Source organism: Gimesia sp. (assembly GCF_040219335.1).
Lineage (GTDB): Bacteria > Planctomycetota > Planctomycetia > Planctomycetales > Planctomycetaceae > Gimesia.
On the sequence record NZ_JAVJSQ010000029.1, the window covers coordinates 105260 to 122131 of the forward strand.

Sequence of the window (16872 nt, forward strand, 5' to 3'; positions counted from 1 at the left end):
TTCTGAATCGATATTGAAATAATAAAGCCCCGCACGCTGGAAAGCGTGCGGGGCTTTTTATATCGCTGATCATATCAGGATTGATAGAAGACTATTTACGTCTGCCTTTGGGATTGTTCTCTGCCTGGTATGTTTCCTGGATCACCTGCAGCAACTCTGTCTGCGTATAGATCATGTCTGTCGGCTGGTTGAAGCCTTTGCCGGTTTTGGTCTGGGATAGGTATTTTCCCAGGTTCTTACCCCCTTTGGTGGTGGTCATGTATTCAATCATCGTGTAACCGCCGGGGGAGTCGATGAACTCTTTGATTCGTCGTTTACCATACGGCATCTTGAGCAGATGATCGAGGCGATCGTAGCCGCCCGGCATCTTCGCGATTTTACGCATGAATTTGACGCCTTTGGGAGTACTCAGCTGTGAAGCAAGAAAATCGCCGTTGGTATGCATCCGACTCAGAATCGCTTTTTCTGCTCTGACCTTCCAGCCAGCCTGCTGCAGTTCCCGAAACAGAGGTTTGACGTCATTGCTGGTCAGCAGATCACCGGATTCATAGCCTTTGCGATTTGTGAAATACTCCCGGGCTATGCTCATGACTTCTGAGAGCTCAGGAAGTTTTTGGGGAGGCATGGCGTCGTCAGGAATCACTTCGGGCAGTGCCGTGCCCTTTGGGGGGTCTGCAGCCTGGAGTGTGGGTGGAATGCACAGGCCTGCTAAAATAAGTGCGGTCAGGTAAGACCTTGGAACGAGTGGCATGGGACTTTCCCCCTGGACAGGTGACTTAATAGTAGGATTGAGCTTCGGATTGCGTTACCAGCATATATCGACCATTGGCCTGAATGGCTCGCAGTCAGGTTTGTGTTTCGATCTACTGCAAGTTTACCACACTGCTGCAAAATGCTTCACTTTTGTGCCAAATTAGTGAAGCATTTTGCGTGAATCTCAGTTCGTGTTAAACAGGATAGAATAGGGCGTGTGTGACGTGGCGACGCATCACACAGTAAACTTTAAGGGTTATGATAAATTTTTTAAAAATTTGGATTATTCCGCAAACTGGAACCCTGTTTGCTGCGTATAATCCCCAGAGATGGATGTAACTCTTTCACTCTACTGAGTAGGGCTTGGTTAGATTTATCAAAGGAATGAACTCAAGAAAGGAGTCCACTGATGTTAGTGCTCACGAGACGCAAGGATGAAGAGATTTTGATTAATGACAATATCTCGATCAAAGTGCTGTCAGTAAAGGGGAATCGAGTACGTCTGGGGGTGGAAGCACCTGACGACGTTCAGGTGAATCGCGCTGAAATTCGCAAGCTGGTCACCCAGTTTGAAGTCGAATGTGAGCCCCTGCAGAGCTGTGGTTTTTGATTGATCGCACTGATCGCTGATTGATCAGACACTGGTTGCTGAATAGCCACAGTGGTTGTTAATTGATCTGGCAGTGAATTTGGGACCTTCCAGGTCAGTTTGCGACGGACCGATGCTATTATTTTTCTCTCGTGGGAACAGCTTATTGCAGTTGTTTTCCATGTTCTCTATTTGCCTTGGTTTGTCAGCAACCAACTGATCATCATTACTGATCCGGCTCTGATAGCCAGACATTTAATACGACATGCCCACACATCTCTAAGCAGCAATTGCTTGCAGATGTGAAAATAGGAAAAATAAACTCTTTTTTCCGATTATATTAAAGATACCTGTTAGCGAGTTCCGATAGATAGACGGGGGGAAGTGTCTATCGAAACTCGTTGACATCGCCATTATCTGTTTGATTCAGATGGTGGCGGTTCATAACAGGTATCTAAATGATTTATGGCATGTACCTCTCAGCACAAGGCGCTGATGCAAATTCAGTGCGAATGGATGTGCTGGCTAACAATATGGCGAATGCGAACACGACTTCATTCAAGCGTGATATACCCATTTTTCGCATGAACCCGCCTGCCGACGAGAAACAGGCTCCCCTGGCGCCTCTTCCCGGAGATCTGCAAAACCACAGCGGTGGTATCACTCTGGAAGGGATGACGACCAATTTCGAAAACGGGGCCATGATCTCGACCGAAAGCGATTTTGACCTGGCCTTAAAAGGGCAGGGTTTCTTTCAGGTTGGCAATTCTCAAAACTCCTATCTGACTCGCAACGGGTCCCTTTCTCTGGACAGTAAGCGCCGCGTTGTGACTGCCGATCAGGGGTTGCCTCTGCTGAATACCAACGGTCAGGAAATTACACTGCCCGTCGATGCCGTTCGCATGGAAATTTCTCCCGATGGTCTGGTGACTCCCTTTGACGCTCAAGGCCAGGCGCTGGGAACCCGGGGACAGATTGCGATCGTGATGCCATCGTCGCTCAACGAACTCGTCAAAATGGGGAATAGCCTCTACACCACTGAAGGCCGTGTTTCCGAGGCCAAAGGGCCGGTCACGATCGAACAGGGTTTTCTGGAAGCGTCCGGCACCAACTCCATTGAGGAGATGATGGAACTGGTGACCTCTACCCGGATGTTCGAGTCTAATATCAACATGATTAAACTGCAGGATGACTCACTGGGCCGTCTGATACAAAGTATGCCCCGCAGATAGAAATCAAACAATCAAAGACAGTTTTAGCTCTGTAATCCGTTACAGAACTTGAGGAAGTAAGGAGACAACCGATGGCAGTCAGAGCCCTGTATTCCAGTGCGACGGGAATGGCAGCGAACAGCTTCAATCTCGATACCATTGCCAACAATCTGGCCAACGCGGGTACCACTGCTTACAAGCAGAACCGCGCGAATTTTGAAGACATCTTCTACGAGCATTTCAAGCTGCCCGGTGTGCAGGACAACCAGGGAAACATCACTCCCACTGGCACCGACCTTGGTATTGGTGTTCGCGTTCAGAGCACCGAAGGTGATTTCAGTCAGGGATCAATCGTACCTTCGAATGGAACTTATGACCTGGCCATCGTCGGAGACGGCTTCTTCCAGGTGAACGACGGCACCCAGGATCTCTACACGCGGGCAGGCAATTTTACACTCAATGCAAACGGTAACCTGGTCATGGCCTCAGCGGACAAGGGTTATCTCCTGCAGCCCAACATTTCGATTCCCCAGGATGCGATCAATGTGACGATATCCGGAGACGGTGTCGTGAGTTACCAGCAGCAGGGATCCACACAGATTCAGATCGCCGGCAACATTCAGATTGCCCGCTTCATCAATAACCAGGGTCTGCTGCGTCAGGGAGACAACCTGTATACCGAAACAACAGGCTCTGGTAACGCACAGATCGGTAACCCGGGGACAGAAGGACGTGGCCAGTTGCGTCAAGGGTTTCTGGAACAGTCGAATGTGGAACCCGTACGGGAACTGGTCGAACTGATTAAAACACAGCGCAACTTTGAGTTGAACAGTCAGGTGGTACAGGCAGCTGATCAGACACTGCAGACCGTCACGAATCTGCGTCGTTTCTAAGCTGACTCTCTGACCGACTAACCATAGAAATTTGAAAACTGTAATGAATCGTATCTGGGCCAAGTCCGTTTTAAGTCTGTTGCTGACAGCCTGCTGTCTGAGCCACACGTGTGACGTGCGGGCTGAGATTCTGCGGCTGAAGTCGACCGCGGTCGTGAATTCGTCCGTGGTACGTCTGGGCGATGTGGCTGACGTGCTGAACGCAGATGAAGCAGAGGCCGCCCGTATGCAGGCGATGATTCTGCAGCCTGCACCGGCGCAGGGGCGCACCCAGGTCATCACGATTTCACAAATCCGCAGTCGCCTGCAGGCACTGGGCGTCGACTTGAGTCAGCTTGAGTTAACAGGACGCAGCCAGATTCGTGTCAGTTCTGAAAGCCCGCGGGAAGAGCCCCAGGTTAAGAAGGTCGCGACACAGCAGGAGTTGCAGCAGACTGAAGAAAAAGTCCAGCAGGCGCTCCAGAACTGGATCAGCCGGACTGCGCCCCAGGCCAGCCATTTCAGGGTCTCGGTTCGATTGCAGCCGGCAGACGTGCCTGTGGTACGTGAAACCCGGGCCGATGGCTTTTACTTTTCACAACTGGACTTGAATCGTCAGACCGAGCAACCTGTTCTGCTGCAGTTGAAAGATGCTCAGGGAATGGTCCGGCAGGTGCGTGTTATTTGTCAGGTCCAACGAGTGCCGGAAATTCTGGCAGCCAAATATACATTAAATCGGGGTACGGTGGTTCGCGCCGACGACCTGGTCTGGATGCGACCCGAAAAAGATCAGAAAGGGATCAGCGATCCGCGGCAGGTAATTGGCCGCGAACTGACCCGCACTGTCTATCAGACGCAGCCGATGCGAACCGAAGACCTGATCGAAGTACCCCTGGTACGTGATGGTGCGATCGTAACCGTGTATGCCCGACGAGGCGGCATTTCTGTCCGCCGCGAAATGCGGGCACGCGGTGATGGTTCCATGGGAGATCAGATCACACTGATCGCTCTGGAAGGCCGCGATCGTTTGACGGCGACGGTGACCGGTTACAACCAGACCGAAGTGAACTACCGTCCGTCCAGCCAGATGCCACAGTCGACGGGAATCCAGTTCATCTCCGGTACGACCGAGTCAGCTGGTCCCTCGCGAGGCGGTCAGGTGCAGACCGTATACGAAATTCAAAGAGGGGGGAGGTCTAAATGAAGTCACTCAGAGGAAACAGTGTGCGAACCTGCCAGCGAAGAAAAAAGCTGGCAGTATTACGGGAGGCGATTTCCCTGGGATGTATCGTATTGTTTTGTTCGAGCGTCGTGCGGGCACAGGGTCCAGCTGTGCAGAACACCGCGCAGGCCAATCAGAGCACTGCAATACGATCCACCCAGGGTACTTCCGAACTGAGTAACATCGAAGCTTTACGACAGAAGGCAGACAAACCCGTCACGCCGCCGGAACGTCTGGCTGCCCGTATGAATCAGTTTGAATACTCATCCGAGGCGATGGAAGTGACCGAGTCCCTGGCGAATACATTCGGGCAAGGAGACCTGTATACACCTTCGCCCAAGCCACCATTGTTGCGTGATTATTCGCTGATCTACGTACCTGCGCCTGAGCCGATTGTTGTTAAGGTGCACGACATCATCACGATTATGGTAGATGAAAAATCAAGCGTGACCATCGATTCCCGTTTTAACCGGAACCGTACCGAAACACTGAAAGCAGAACTCAAAGAGTTCATGCGGATTGATAACGCCGGAAACCTGGCACCCGCTGCCTTGAACAGTCCCAAGATTGACACGCAGTTGCAGGGACGCCTGCAGAGTACTGGTCAGGTGGCGGACCGCGAAGGGATTCAGTACCGCATCGCCGCGACCGTGGTTGATATTCGCCCGAATGGTAATCTGATTCTGGAAGCCCGCAAAAGCATTCGCAGTAATCGGGATGTCTGGGAATACCGGCTGACGGGAGAGATTCGCAGTAAAGATGTCAATCGCGACAATACGGCATTGAGTGAAAACATTGCCAACCTGGATATCGTCAAACACCAGCGCGGGAAAGTTTACCAGAGTACGAAGCGTCCCTGGGGCGTGGTGTTGTACGACTGGTTCTTCCCGTTTTAATTTTGAGTCTTATTGTTAAACGAATACGGAAATTCATCATGTCTGCCCGGTTCTCCCAATCTGTTATCGTCTGTCTGCTGTTCCTCGGAATGCTGACCTGTTCGCAACAGGAACTGCAGGCACGTACGCGCGTGGAGAATATCTGCAGCGTGTATGGCATGCGGGAGATTAAGCTCACAGGCATGGGACTGGTGGTTGGGCTCGACGGGACGGGTGATGGTGCTAAGAATCTGCCGACGATCCGCAGCCTGGCAGCGGCACTCAAGCACTTGAACAATCCGGTGGTCGATCTCAAGGATCTGGCAGCCGCGAATAACGTGGCACTGGTCATGATCGAAGCCACGATTCCCGCCAGTGGCATTCGCAAAGGGCAGAAGCTGGACTGTTTCGTCAGTTCCATGCTGGGAGCCAAAAGTCTGCGGGGCGGTCGTCTGCTGGTCGCACCAGTGGCGACACCGGAAATCGGTAACGAAGTGTTCGCCGGTCTCTGTTCCGGAGCTGTGATCCTGGAAGATGAACTTTCTCTGGCAACCGGGAAGATTATCAACGGCCTGGTGATGGAGCGGGACTTCGAACTGTCATTTATTGATCGTCGGACCCGTTCGATTACGTTGCTTGTCGATAAGCGTCATGCCGGTTTCCACACTGCCAGTGAAGTCGCCCGTGTCATTAACGCCGAATTCAGTTTTGAAGCAGGGAACCGTCAACTGGCGATTGCCCAGGGACCGGGCCGGGTGTTTATCCGGATTCCCCGTCAATATATCGAATCACCGGTCGAGTTTATTGCTGCTGTGATGGAGGTCGGCATTGATCGTCCGCACCAGCAGGCCCGGGTGGTGGTCAATCCTAAATCACAAACCGTTGTCGTCACCGGCGAAGTCGAAATCAGTCCGGTGGTGATCTCACATAAGAATCTGACCGTAGGCATTGGTAATCCAGCCGAGGGGGGGCTGCCGGGAGGCTTTGTGCCGGTTAATGGACAGCCAGGTCAGCAGAATACGCAACGTCTGCAGGAGCTGGTCGAGGCGTTGAATCAGTTACGCGTGCCTACCGAAGATGTGATCAGCATTATCCGCGAGTTGCATCGTTCCGGAAAACTGCACGCGGAATATGACGAGCACTAAGAGTCCTGTCGTTTACTCAATCATTTTCACAAGGATCACCAGCCATGGCCCCCCTGTCTGGAATTCAAAACAACATTCAACAGAGTACCCTGCTGACACCTGTCAGCCAGGCACCGTCGGAATTACAGCAGCCCGGTCAGAGTTCTCCGGAGCTGAAGGAAGCGTTCCAGAAGTTCGTCGCGGGTACGTTCTATCAGCAGATGTTCAAAGCGCTGCGTTCTGCCCAGGGAAAGCCGGCTTATTTTCACGGTGGCCAGGCGGAAGAGATGTTTCAGTCTCAACTGGACCAGCAGATTTCTGAAGACCTGGCTTCACAGGAAGGAAATGCGTTTTCCGACACGTTGTTCTCGTCATTTTCACGCCAGTTGAATGCGCAGTCGATGAAATCGATCAATGCGGCATCCGGCGTAACACTATAAAAGAACAGTCTTTATACCTGACGAGGGGATTCTGAATAAAACAGACGCGAGAGATAGAGCGATTGTGCCGATTATAACGATAGGCGATTTTCACCGTCCGAGGGGCGGATTATGTAATCCGGGAGAAAGGGGGCTCCCATGCATGCAGCACCAACTGCGCCGGTACCGGCGCAACATCAACAGCTATTGGGGAAACTGACCGGGATCCTGAATGATCTCGAACCCATTCAAAAGAAACTGCTCGAACTCTATGAGCAGAAGTCACAGGCACTGAAACAGGTCGATCCGGAACGGATTGAACAGCTGGCCGTGATCGAAGAGCAGCTCACCAATACGCTGCAGTTCATTCTGCTGAGACGACAGCAACTGTTGCAGACCGCGGAGCAACTCGGTCTGCCCGCCGGTTCCCTGCAGGAACTGCTGCCTGGTCTGGGGCTGGGCATCGAGGTCTCCGAACCGATCGCGGAACGAATTGAAGTCGTGCAGCAGCGGTCGCAGAAGCTCAGGCATGAAAGCTGGGTCCAGTGGATTGTGGCCCAACGTTCGTTTCAGCATTACTCGCAGATCCTGGAGCTGATTGCGCACGCAGGGAAAAAGACGCCGACGTACTCGGGCGGCCAGAATGAAAATGGTTCAGGGGGGGCGATCTTTGACGCATCGGCCTGATTGCGGCTGCCCGTCACGGGCGGAGCAGGGCGATGGTTTAAGAACGCATATATCATTACGGACATACTGCCATGGGACTTAATGCAGCATTATCAATGGCCAAGCAATCGATGGAGGTATTCAGTACCGGCATCCAGGTTGCGGGTCAGAATATCGCCAATGCGGGCACTCCCGGCTACATCCGTGAGAATCTGGTTCTTAATCCGTCCGATCCCTATCGACAGGGGGCGTTGATCACCGGGACGGGAGTGGAGATTTCCGGGATTCAGCAGCAGATCGATCTGTTTCTGGAAACCCGCATCCATTCAGCAAACACCGAATACTCTTCCATCAACGAGCGCGATACGATTTTCAAACAGCTGGAGAGCGAGCTGCGCGAGCTCTCAGGCGGAGACCTGTCGACCGGTCTGAATGATTTTCTGGCCAAGTTGAACAACGCGGTGAATCAGCCTGGCTCGATTCCGGACCGGGAGTTTGTGCTCAGTGAGGCTCAGAAGTTTGCGTCCGAGATCAGTTCGCTGAGACTGCGGATCAACGATCTGCGCGAGACCCAGTCGGTCAACGTGGAAAACCTCGTGAAAGAGGCCAACGAGCTGATCGACAAGATCGTGGACCTGAACCCGAAGATTTCGAAGCTCGAAGCATCCGGACTGTTGCAGAGTGATGCGGGCGCTCTGCGAACCGAGCGGTATAACGCGCTCAATCGACTTTCCGAACTGATCCCGGTGCGGTTTCGCGAACGCGCGGATGGTGCCATCGATGTGTTTACCGGTTCCGATTATCTGGTTCTGGCCGGCTCCTCTCAAAAGCTGACGGTCCAAACCGATACCGATAAAGGGGTTGTCGTTCAGGAAGTGTTCTTATCCCGGACCAATAGTAACATTTCACGAACCGGGGGAGAGCTCAAAGGAATTATCGAAGGTCGCGATGACATCCTGGGGGGCTTTGTGGACCAGCTGGATACCTATGCTTCCAACCTGATCTTTGAGTTCAACAAGATTCATTCTTCCGGAGAAGGGACCGCAGGCTTTGAGCAATTGACCTCCGCGTCTGCGGCACTGGATCCTTCCGCCAATCTGAGTTCAGCGCTTTCGGGGCTGCCCTTCCAGGCGAATCATGGCAGTTTTCAGATTAAAGTCACGAATAAGACGACGGGGATTACCAATACCACAACGATCAATGTCGACCTCGACGGAATCGGGGCGGACACCACGTTAAACAGTCTGGCCAGTGCGCTGAACGGCGTGGCGAATCTGAATTCGAGTGTGTCGACCGATGGTCGGCTGAACCTCAGTGCCGACTCCGATTATGAGTTCCGCTTCTCGAATGATACCAGTGGGGCCCTGGCGGCCATCGGCATCAATACGCTGTTCACGGGGGCCGATTCCAGTGATATCGGAATCAACTCCGTCGTGCGAGATAACCAGCAGTTTCTGGCACTGGGGCAGGGGGGCGGCCCTTCAGATGGCAGCAACGCTGTGGCGCTGGCTGCCTTTTCGCAGCAGCCCATCGAGTCACTTGGGGGCATCACCCTCGACGAGTATTACGATAAAGTGGTATCGAGCATCGCCCAGTCATCCGCTTCTGAGGGTGCGCTGGCGGAAGGCGCTCAGACATTCCGGGATTCACTCAAGAATCAGCGCGAACAGTTCTCCGGAGTGAGTATCGATGAAGAGACCATCAACGTCATGAAGTTCCAGCGTGCGTTTCAGTCTGCCGCCCGACTGGTCAGCACCATCGATGAACTCTTTACCATTCTATTACAAATTTAAACAGACAATATACCCGTGGCGGATTGTCAGAATTGCGTCTCGGAAATGAATGACGGATGCCGTGAATTATGAATATCGGTCCTTTATTACCAGGTCGACTGCCTTCGACGATGCTCTCTGAGCGGTTGAAGACATCGTTGAACAGCAACGCCCGGGAACTGTCGAATCTCCAGCAGCAGGTGGCCACCGGACAGAAGTTTTCCCTGCTCAGTGAATCTCCTGCAGCGGCGCTGCGGACAGTCATTCTGCAGTCCACACTGGAACGTCAGCTACAGTACCAGACCAACATCAGCACCAACCAGAGTCTGCTCGCCATGAGTGAGACGGCGATGAACAGTGTGGGCGATGCGCTCAATACCGCCAAGACGCTGGCACTATCGGGAGTCGGATCGACAGTCTCCGACGCCGAACGCGTGGCACTTGCCGATCAGGTGGCAGCGCTGCGGACACAGGTCATCAACGCGGGCAATACCACGTTTCGCGGTCAATATCTTTTTTCCGGGAGCCTGACCAACGTCGCCCCCTTCCAGGAACTGGCCGACGGGCAGGTGGTCTATCATGGGGACGGTCACCAGGTTCAGTCCTACATCGATACACAGACTCTGCTCTCCAATAACTTCGATGGTATTTCGGCTTTTGCCGCCAGTAGTCCGGAAATCGGGAGCGAAATCGATCCCGCCTTAACGTTACAGACCCGCATCGCCGACCTGCATAGTGGGCGGGGGGCCAAACTGGGGTCGATCTCAGTGACGCTGGATAACGGGACTCCCGAAACTCAGACGATTGATCTTTCCAGGGTAGAGACCATCCAGGATCTCAAAACCGTGCTGGAGAATGCGTTTTCCGGTAGTCCGGTCACGCTGACGGTCGACATCGATCCTTCGAGTCAGAACGGACTGCGGTTAACTCCCTCTGCGGGAACCGTGGCGGTTTCCAATGTTTCCGGTTCGAGTCTGGCGACGCAATTGGGGATTGCCAGTACCGCGGTGGCACAAATCAACGGAGGCGACCTCGATCCGGGGATCACCCTGCAGACCACGCTGGCTTCTCTGAATGGGGGGGGCGGAATCGGCTCGACTGTCGGAACCGGACTTGTCATCAATCATGGAGGCGAGACCCACACTGTCGACCTGTCGACGGCGACCACCATTGAAGATGTCTTCAACCTGATTCGTACGGCTGATCCTAATCTTAATCTGGGAATCAATGAGGCCCAGAATGGACTGGCGATTTCAAGTCGCATCAGTGGTGCGGACTTCTCAATTGGTGAGAACAACGGCGGATCCAATGCCGCAGGACTGGGGATTGCCACCTTTTCTGCCAGTACGCCCCTTTCGGAACTGAATTACGGGCGGGGCGTCGATGTTAATTCTTCGAATAAGCTGCAGATCAACCGGCGCGATGGAAGTACCATCAATATTGATCTGAGCGGTGCGACGACCGTGCAGGACGTGCTGGATAAGATCAATGACTTTGAGACGTTCGACGGTACCACGCCGCTGGCGGATCTGAATCTGGGGCAGGGCGTTCCAGTCGGGGCGACCACCCTGGATATTACCCGGCGAGACAGTTCCGTGGCGAATGTGAGTCTGGCCGGCGATGCGACCGTGCAGGATGTGCTGGACTCGATCAACGCCGTGGATCCAGGAAATCTGGTTGCGAGTATCGACCCGAATACGAATGCGATTCGCATTTCCGATAATTCGGGGACCGGGCCGTTGAGTATCGCCAGCAATGCGGTTTCCGATGCACTGGGGCTGGCGGTCAGTGAGACCGGGACCGATAACAGTGTGCCTCTGCAGGGAAACTTTATTCCCATCAAGCTGCAGGCCACACTGAATAGCACGGGGAACGGCATTACCATCTATGATGCCTCAGGCACCGGACCGTTGGAGATTCCGCCGATTGAACTCGCCTATGCATTGGGGATCGATGGTACCGAATCCGGCAGTGACCCGCTGGTGGGGTTGCAGGGGAAAGAACCCAATCCGAAAGAAGCGACGGGAGTGCTAAATCTGCTGTCCCGCCTGGAAACGGCATTGCGGAACAATGACAATCAGGGAATTGAGCGGATCGGGGTGAAACTGGATGCCGAAATCAATCGCGTGAATGGCGTGCGATCGGAGATCGGGAACCGGTTGAGTATTCTCGAGGACGCCAGTGGTCGACTGCAGGATCAGGAAGTGCAGATCAGGGAAGCCATTTCCCGGGATTTTGATACCGACCTGACGGAAGTGATTGTTGAGATCACCCAGCGCCAGACGGCCTTTCAGGCAAATCTCCAGGTAACCTCGCAGGCCTTGCAGCTGACGCTGCTCTCCTTCCTTTAATCAGGACTGACAGGACGCATTTTCGCCACCTGATGCCAGCCCGTACCGGTTTTCTCTCCTTTTTTGCCTTCTGGCCCGGATTTTCCTCCTCGCTGAAGTTGAAGATCGCCTGCAAAAAGGTTACTGTTACCCGCTCCCTTGAGGTTGGTATGCGCTCTCTTTACCGGCGTAAACCGGCCTGCTACAGACTTTTTGAAGTCAATCTGAAGACGCCCGGATGTTGGGCGTTTTGATATAAGTCTATAATATAGTATCGTTTACGTTTGAGGAATAACCGGTGTCTACTACAAAATCTTTTATGGCGAATGCAAAGACTGTCGACCCTCAGTGGCTCGTTGTTGATGCAGATAACATGATTGTGGGACGGCTGGCTACCAAAATTGCTACCGTACTGATGGGCAAACACAAGCCAACTTATACTGCCCACGTTGATACCGGTGACTATGTCGTCGTCGTAAACTGTGATAAGGTCAAGTTTACTGGCAAAGAGCTGGCCCACGATTCGCATCCCTACTTCTCCCGCAAAATGCAGGAAAAGAGCTACGCGAAGTACAGTGGTTATCCCAGCGGTCTGAAAAACGTGACTGCAGAGCAGAAACTGGAACGCGGACAAGCAACACAGGTTCTGTCAGAAGCCGTTCGTCGCATGCTGCCTAAAAACAAGCTGGGGCGTCAGATGCTGAAAAAGCTGAAGCTGTATTCCGGCCCGACTCACGATCATCAGGCCCAGCAGCCCCAGGAATGGCCTGAGTACCTGCTCCCGTAAGACACTGAGAGTAAAGACTCGATCTTCCCTTTATCCCTTTTCAGTAAAACAAGATAAGAGTAGTTGACCGTTATGGAAAATGAGACTCCAGAATCAGAAGTAACAGAAGAAACCACAGAACAGCAGACCCCGGTTGAAGCAGAAACAGCGACATCAGAGGATGCGACTGCCGAATCGATGACAGTCTCGTCTGGTGTTCCTGAGTTGACTCTGGGATCAGGTCTGGCCACTGAAACGGAAGAGGAAGATGTCGTCAAACCAGAGCCCGTCATCCGTGGCAAACTGGACAAGCATGGTGTCGCCATGGGAACCGGTCGTCGTAAGACCGCTGTGGCCCGCGTTCGCATCAAAGCCGGTTCCGGTAACCTGACCATCAACGGAGTTGGTTTGAATGACCACCTCAAGGTCGAACGTGACCGCCAGATGGTGGAAGCCCCCCTCAAAGCGACCGACACCTACGGTAAGGTTGATGTCTGGGTTCGCGTCAGCGGTGGTGGAACGACTGGCCAGACTGGTGCGATCGTTCTGGGTATCGCCCGTGCTCTGGAAGCTTACAACAACCAGCTCCACGAAGCTCTGAGTGCAGGACGCTTCCTGACTCGTGACAGCCGTATGGTTGAACGTAAGAAATTCGGATTCAAGAAAGCCCGCAAAAGCTTCCAGTTCTCAAAACGCTAAGCGACCTGCGAGCAACCAGGCAACGTTCCACTTACTTGCCTGTTAGAAGTCATCAACACCCTGACTGGCGTTCTCCGGTTAGGGTGTTTTTTTACAGAAAATGGACCGGCCGGAAGGCAGGCAGGCAGGCGCTCTCATCCTGTCGCGGATCATCATCGTAGCCGGTGCGGGCGTCTGACCAACATCACAATCAAAAGGAGCGTTCAGCATGTATGGGCGGTTATTGCTACCTGAGCTCCGGGTGATGCTGGATGAAAATGATAACGCAGGCATCAGGGAATTCTGTGAAGCCCTCTATCCGGCTGTGACTGCCGAAATTCTGGCTGAGCTGGACAGCCGGGAGGTCTGGCGGGTCATCTCCTGTTGCGATCCTCAGAAGCAGGCTGAGATCTTCCAGTTCCTGTCTCTGCCTCAGCAGATTGAAATCGTGGCGGTCATTGATCGGGGACCACTGTCCAAGCTGATTGAAGAGATGGCGCCGGACGACCGTGTCGACCTGCTCTCGCGGATGGACGAGGAACACGTCGAAGAGCTGCTGCCACTGATTGCCCAGGCCGAACGCAGCGATATTCGCAAGCTGCTCTCCTATCCGGAAGACAGTGCCGGCGCGATCATGACGACCGAATATGCGTATTTACCTGCGAATATCACCGTGGCACAGGCCCTGGAGAAACTGAGGCAGCAGGCACCCGACAGTGAAATTATCTCCTACATTTACGTGGTCGATGAAGGCCGCAGACTGCAGGGGATTGTCTCGCTGCGAGAGCTGATCTTTGCTCGCCCGACGCGGCCCCTCTCGGAATTAATCAACCGGGATGTGATTTCGGTCCGCGTTGATGATGACCAGGAATTTGTGGCACAACAGATGGCGAAATTCGACTTCGTGGCGATTCCCGTGGTCGATAACCAGAACCAACTGGTCGGGATTGTGACGCACGACGACGCGATCGATATTATGCAGGAAGAGGCGACCGAGGATGCCTACCGTCTGGCTGCGGTCGAGCCACTTGAAGACAGTTATCTGTCAACGTCTCTGGTCACAGTCATTCGCAAGCGGATCGGCTGGCTGATCTTCCTGCTGGTCCCCTCGTTCCTGGCTGCCAGGGTACTGGAACATTACGAGGCGGTGTCCGACAAGTTCGAATGGCTGGTGTTGTTTATTCCCCTGATCCTGGCCAGTGGTGGAAATGCGGGATCGCAGTCTGCCACTCTGATCATTCGGGCGATGGCACTGGAAACGAATATCCAGCGCGAAGAATTAAATGCGCTGTTAATGAAAGAGTTTAAGCTGGGCCTGCTACTGGGAAGCATGCTGTCGCTGATCAGCTTCGGTATCTCGTGGGCTTTTACCGGTGCGCTGATGCAGGCGACAGTCGTTGGTCTGGCAGTCTTCCTGGTGGTGCTGATGGGAATCTCAGCTGGGGGAATGCTGCCCATGGGCTTTCGCAAACTGGGTATGGATCCGGCGCTGATGTCGAATCCGTTTATTACCGCCCTGGTGGATATTCTGGGGCTGATTATCTATTTCCAGGTCGCGATGTACATCGTCAGTTGAGTGGCTGCGGTCTGCGGTTTGCAGCTCAGGATTCGGGGTCGATTTCGACTTCTTTCAGCTGAATGCCCATCATCTTCATCAATTCCAGGGCATTGCTGTGCTCGACGACACCGGGACGCATGCGGTAGTCGAACGTCATTTTGCCGTCCACCAGCTGATCCTCAAAATGCACGTTGCGGGCCTTATCGCCGAACAGGTCCGTGATTTCGGTTAAGGCCAGGTCGTGAGTTGTCACAATGCCGATTCCGCCCCGTTCGATGAGCGTTTCAATCACGCTCTGAGCGCCGATCCGGCGGTCATGCGAGTTGGTTCCCTGCAGGATTTCGTCGAGCAGGAACAGCACGGGTTCGGGAGCGTCCGCCAGGTGCACTACGGCTGACAGACGGGCGACCGACTGGTAAAACAGGGAAGCCCCCTGCTGCAGCGAGTCCTGCACCCGCATCGCGGTTCCCGCCTGCATGGGTGAGACGCGAAGTGAGACGGCCCGCACCGGCGCTCCAGCCAGGGCGAGCACAAAGTTCGTGCCCACGGTTCGCATCAGCGTACTTTTGCCGGACATGTTCGAACCGCTGATCATCAGCAGGCGGTCCTGTGAATTCAGTGTGACATCGTTGCGAACGACCTGATGTTCGGGAATCAGGGGGTGTCCCAGGCTGGTTCCTTCGAAACAGGGACCATCTGTCGGTTCCACGATTTCGGGGAACCGATCTGTGGGGTGTTCATAGGCGTGGCCAGCCAGGGAGCAGAGGGCCTCAAATTCGCCGACCGCGGCCAGCCATTCGGGGCAGTGTGGTCCCACGCGTTTGAGCCAGCGTTCGATGGCGCTCAGGTAGTGAAACGGGATTCCCAGCAGAATCGTCAACGGGGCGGAGAACTGATTGCGGAAGCAGTTGTTCAAGCCTTGAATGTATCGTCTGAGCTGGGCGATGCTCTTTGAAGGAGGGACGCCGTCGGTCTGCAGGGCAGCGATAATTGCCTGGAGGTGCGGCGAGTTAAATTCGCGCTGTTCAATCAAAGACAGAACATCGGAGAGCACCGGCAGTCCGTCGCGGACTTCATCGGTCTGGCTCAGCAGTTCGCGGATCTGCGGACCCACAAAGAAGAGCAGGCAGACCTGAATGATGATGGCGACCACGATCGGGGCGATTCCGGTCCAGGAGAACAGCCAACTGATGACTGACAGGGCGGCGAAGATCCCCGTGATCATCGAGGCCCACTGCAGGGGAGCGGGAATGGAGATCAGGGGTTGCCCGACCCAGTCGGCCAGGTGAGTCTGTTCGATTTCACTATGGGTTTCCGCTTCGAGCAGTTCTAACGTCTCGCGAAAATCGAGTTCGTTGCGGAGCTCTTCGACGGATTGCTGACGCGCGCGGATGACACTGGTCTCAGCCGGGCCAAGCAGCCAGCGGGCCAGCGTCTCTTCTCCCAGCTTCGTACGGGCGGCACAGATCAGCTGGAACAGAGAGCCTCGCCCTAACAGGTCCAGGTCGCCGGCGTACATGTGTTGCGGGTCGTAATATTCCTCTCCCGTGGGCCGGACGTCAATCCACTTGTCGTCCAGGCGATCCAGGGCGGTTCGATAGTAGGCTTCCGCGAGCCGGGCCCGTTTGAGGCGGCGGATACAGCGGGCGTGCAGAACCACCAGTACAATGAAGGCGACCACGGGCACAAACAGCCACTGCGCGCTCAGGATTTCGCCCAGCGTTGAGGCCAGCAGGATTCCTACTGCTGCCAGAAAGACAAAGCCCCGCCACGTCGAATAGCGGTCGCTTTCCTTCACAAATGCCTGTACGTCCGCCGCACGACTGGCGAGCCGTTGTTCGTATTCGGTCCGGGGATTCTGCTGATTCTGGGGGGCTTGCATCGAGTTCGTAATCTTCTGAGAACGCTCTTCTGGTAAAGCTCACTTCTAACGGATTGACGGGTTCTTTGCCAGCGTAAACAACGGTGAATTCTGATTTGCAATGAGTCTTCGTACAGGGTAAAACAACCATGCATCTCAGTTATTTTTCAGGAGAA

General features: G+C 54.1%; 15 protein-coding genes. 13 read left to right on the forward strand and 2 right to left on the reverse strand.

All coding sequences use genetic code 11. The features are described from left to right. Window positions 1–91: 91 nt before the first annotated feature. Window positions 92–751 carry a hypothetical protein gene (locus RID21_RS22330; RefSeq protein ID WP_350192752.1) on the reverse strand — a complete coding sequence of 220 codons (660 nt, stop codon included), beginning with the start codon at window positions 749–751 and terminating at the stop codon, window positions 92–94. A 411-nt stretch (window positions 752–1162) separates the two neighbouring features. Between RID21_RS22330 and csrA the strand changes: the two genes are divergently transcribed. From csrA to mgtE, 13 genes are all read left to right on the forward strand, one after another. Continuing rightward, window positions 1163–1363 (forward strand): carbon storage regulator CsrA, encoded by a 201-nt coding sequence (gene csrA / locus RID21_RS22335; RefSeq protein ID WP_145036890.1) that lies wholly within the window; start codon window positions 1163–1165, stop codon window positions 1361–1363. 437 nt (window positions 1364–1800) lie between these two features. After that, window positions 1801–2574 carry a flagellar hook-basal body protein gene (locus RID21_RS22340; protein WP_145036892.1) on the forward strand — a complete coding sequence of 258 codons (774 nt, stop codon included), beginning with the start codon at window positions 1801–1803 and terminating at the stop codon, window positions 2572–2574. Window positions 2575–2645: 71 nt separating this feature from the next. Continuing rightward, window positions 2646–3446, forward strand: a complete 801-nt coding sequence (flgG, locus tag RID21_RS22345) for a flagellar basal-body rod protein FlgG (RefSeq protein WP_350192754.1) — start codon at window positions 2646–2648, stop codon at window positions 3444–3446. Window positions 3447–3489: 43 nt separating this feature from the next. Then, window positions 3490–4629: a flagellar basal body P-ring formation chaperone FlgA gene (gene flgA / locus RID21_RS22350; protein WP_350192756.1), complete on the forward strand. Its 1140-nt coding sequence runs from the start codon at window positions 3490–3492 to the stop codon at window positions 4627–4629. Further along, a complete protein-coding gene (locus RID21_RS22355; RefSeq protein WP_145439109.1) occupies window positions 4626–5543 on the forward strand; it encodes a flagellar basal body L-ring protein FlgH in 918 nt (305 codons plus the stop codon). The genes flgA and RID21_RS22355 overlap by 4 nt, the downstream gene beginning before the upstream one ends. A 38-nt stretch (window positions 5544–5581) precedes the next feature. Then, entirely contained in the window at window positions 5582–6667 is a 1086-nt protein-coding gene (locus RID21_RS22360) for a flagellar basal body P-ring protein FlgI (RefSeq protein WP_145439111.1), read from the forward strand. Between the two features lie 44 nt (window positions 6668–6711). After that, on the forward strand, window positions 6712–7086 hold the full coding sequence (locus tag RID21_RS22365; RefSeq protein ID WP_149341834.1) for a rod-binding protein: 375 nt from the start codon (window positions 6712–6714) through the stop codon (window positions 7084–7086). A gap of 138 nt (window positions 7087–7224) precedes the next feature. After that, entirely contained in the window at window positions 7225–7752 is a 528-nt protein-coding gene (flgN, locus tag RID21_RS22370; RefSeq protein WP_145036904.1) for a flagellar export chaperone FlgN, read from the forward strand. A 95-nt stretch (window positions 7753–7847) separates the two neighbouring features. Next, window positions 7848–9524, forward strand: a complete 1677-nt coding sequence (flgK, locus tag RID21_RS22375) for a flagellar hook-associated protein FlgK (protein WP_350192758.1) — start codon at window positions 7848–7850, stop codon at window positions 9522–9524. Window positions 9525–9592: 68 nt separating this feature from the next. After that, complete coding sequence (flgL, locus tag RID21_RS22380) at window positions 9593–11854, forward strand: flagellar hook-associated protein FlgL (RefSeq protein ID WP_350192760.1); 2262 nt, start codon at window positions 9593–9595, stop codon at window positions 11852–11854. A gap of 298 nt (window positions 11855–12152) precedes the next feature. Next, window positions 12153–12620, forward strand: coding sequence for a 50S ribosomal protein L13 (gene rplM, locus RID21_RS22385; protein WP_350193564.1), 468 nt, complete (start codon window positions 12153–12155; stop codon window positions 12618–12620). A 72-nt stretch (window positions 12621–12692) separates the two neighbouring features. Continuing rightward, on the forward strand, window positions 12693–13298 hold the full coding sequence (gene rpsI, locus RID21_RS22390; protein ID WP_350193566.1) for a 30S ribosomal protein S9: 606 nt from the start codon (window positions 12693–12695) through the stop codon (window positions 13296–13298). Between the two features lie 208 nt (window positions 13299–13506). Further along, window positions 13507–14853 carry a magnesium transporter gene (gene mgtE / locus RID21_RS22395; RefSeq protein WP_350192762.1) on the forward strand — a complete coding sequence of 449 codons (1347 nt, stop codon included), beginning with the start codon at window positions 13507–13509 and terminating at the stop codon, window positions 14851–14853. A gap of 25 nt (window positions 14854–14878) precedes the next feature. Here the strand turns inward: mgtE and RID21_RS22400 are convergent, their stop codons facing one another. Further along, window positions 14879–16717 carry a MutS-related protein gene (locus RID21_RS22400; protein WP_350192764.1) on the reverse strand — a complete coding sequence of 613 codons (1839 nt, stop codon included), beginning with the start codon at window positions 16715–16717 and terminating at the stop codon, window positions 14879–14881. Window positions 16718–16872: the final 155 nt, after the last annotated feature.

Coding starts and splice junctions, on each gene's coding strand:
- csrA (WP_145036890.1), top strand. CDS start 1,163: ATGTTAGTGCTCACGAGACGCAAGGATGAAGAGATTTTGATTAATGAC.
- RID21_RS22330 (WP_350192752.1), bottom strand. CDS start 751: ATGCCACTCGTTCCAAGGTCTTACCTGACCGCACTTATTTTAGCAGGC.
- flgN (WP_145036904.1), top strand. CDS start 7,225: ATGCATGCAGCACCAACTGCGCCGGTACCGGCGCAACATCAACAGCTA.
- flgL (WP_350192760.1), top strand. CDS start 9,593: ATGAATATCGGTCCTTTATTACCAGGTCGACTGCCTTCGACGATGCTC.
- RID21_RS22340 (WP_145036892.1), top strand. CDS start 1,801: ATGATTTATGGCATGTACCTCTCAGCACAAGGCGCTGATGCAAATTCA.
- flgG (WP_350192754.1), top strand. CDS start 2,646: ATGGCAGTCAGAGCCCTGTATTCCAGTGCGACGGGAATGGCAGCGAAC.
- rplM (WP_350193564.1), top strand. CDS start 12,153: ATGGCGAATGCAAAGACTGTCGACCCTCAGTGGCTCGTTGTTGATGCA.
- RID21_RS22360 (WP_145439111.1), top strand. CDS start 5,582: ATGTCTGCCCGGTTCTCCCAATCTGTTATCGTCTGTCTGCTGTTCCTC.
- RID21_RS22355 (WP_145439109.1), top strand. CDS start 4,626: ATGAAGTCACTCAGAGGAAACAGTGTGCGAACCTGCCAGCGAAGAAAA.
- mgtE (WP_350192762.1), top strand. CDS start 13,507: ATGTATGGGCGGTTATTGCTACCTGAGCTCCGGGTGATGCTGGATGAA.
- RID21_RS22365 (WP_149341834.1), top strand. CDS start 6,712: ATGGCCCCCCTGTCTGGAATTCAAAACAACATTCAACAGAGTACCCTG.
- flgK (WP_350192758.1), top strand. CDS start 7,848: ATGGCCAAGCAATCGATGGAGGTATTCAGTACCGGCATCCAGGTTGCG.
- RID21_RS22400 (WP_350192764.1), bottom strand. CDS start 16,717: ATGCAAGCCCCCCAGAATCAGCAGAATCCCCGGACCGAATACGAACAA.
- rpsI (WP_350193566.1), top strand. CDS start 12,693: ATGGAAAATGAGACTCCAGAATCAGAAGTAACAGAAGAAACCACAGAA.
- flgA (WP_350192756.1), top strand. CDS start 3,490: ATGAATCGTATCTGGGCCAAGTCCGTTTTAAGTCTGTTGCTGACAGCC.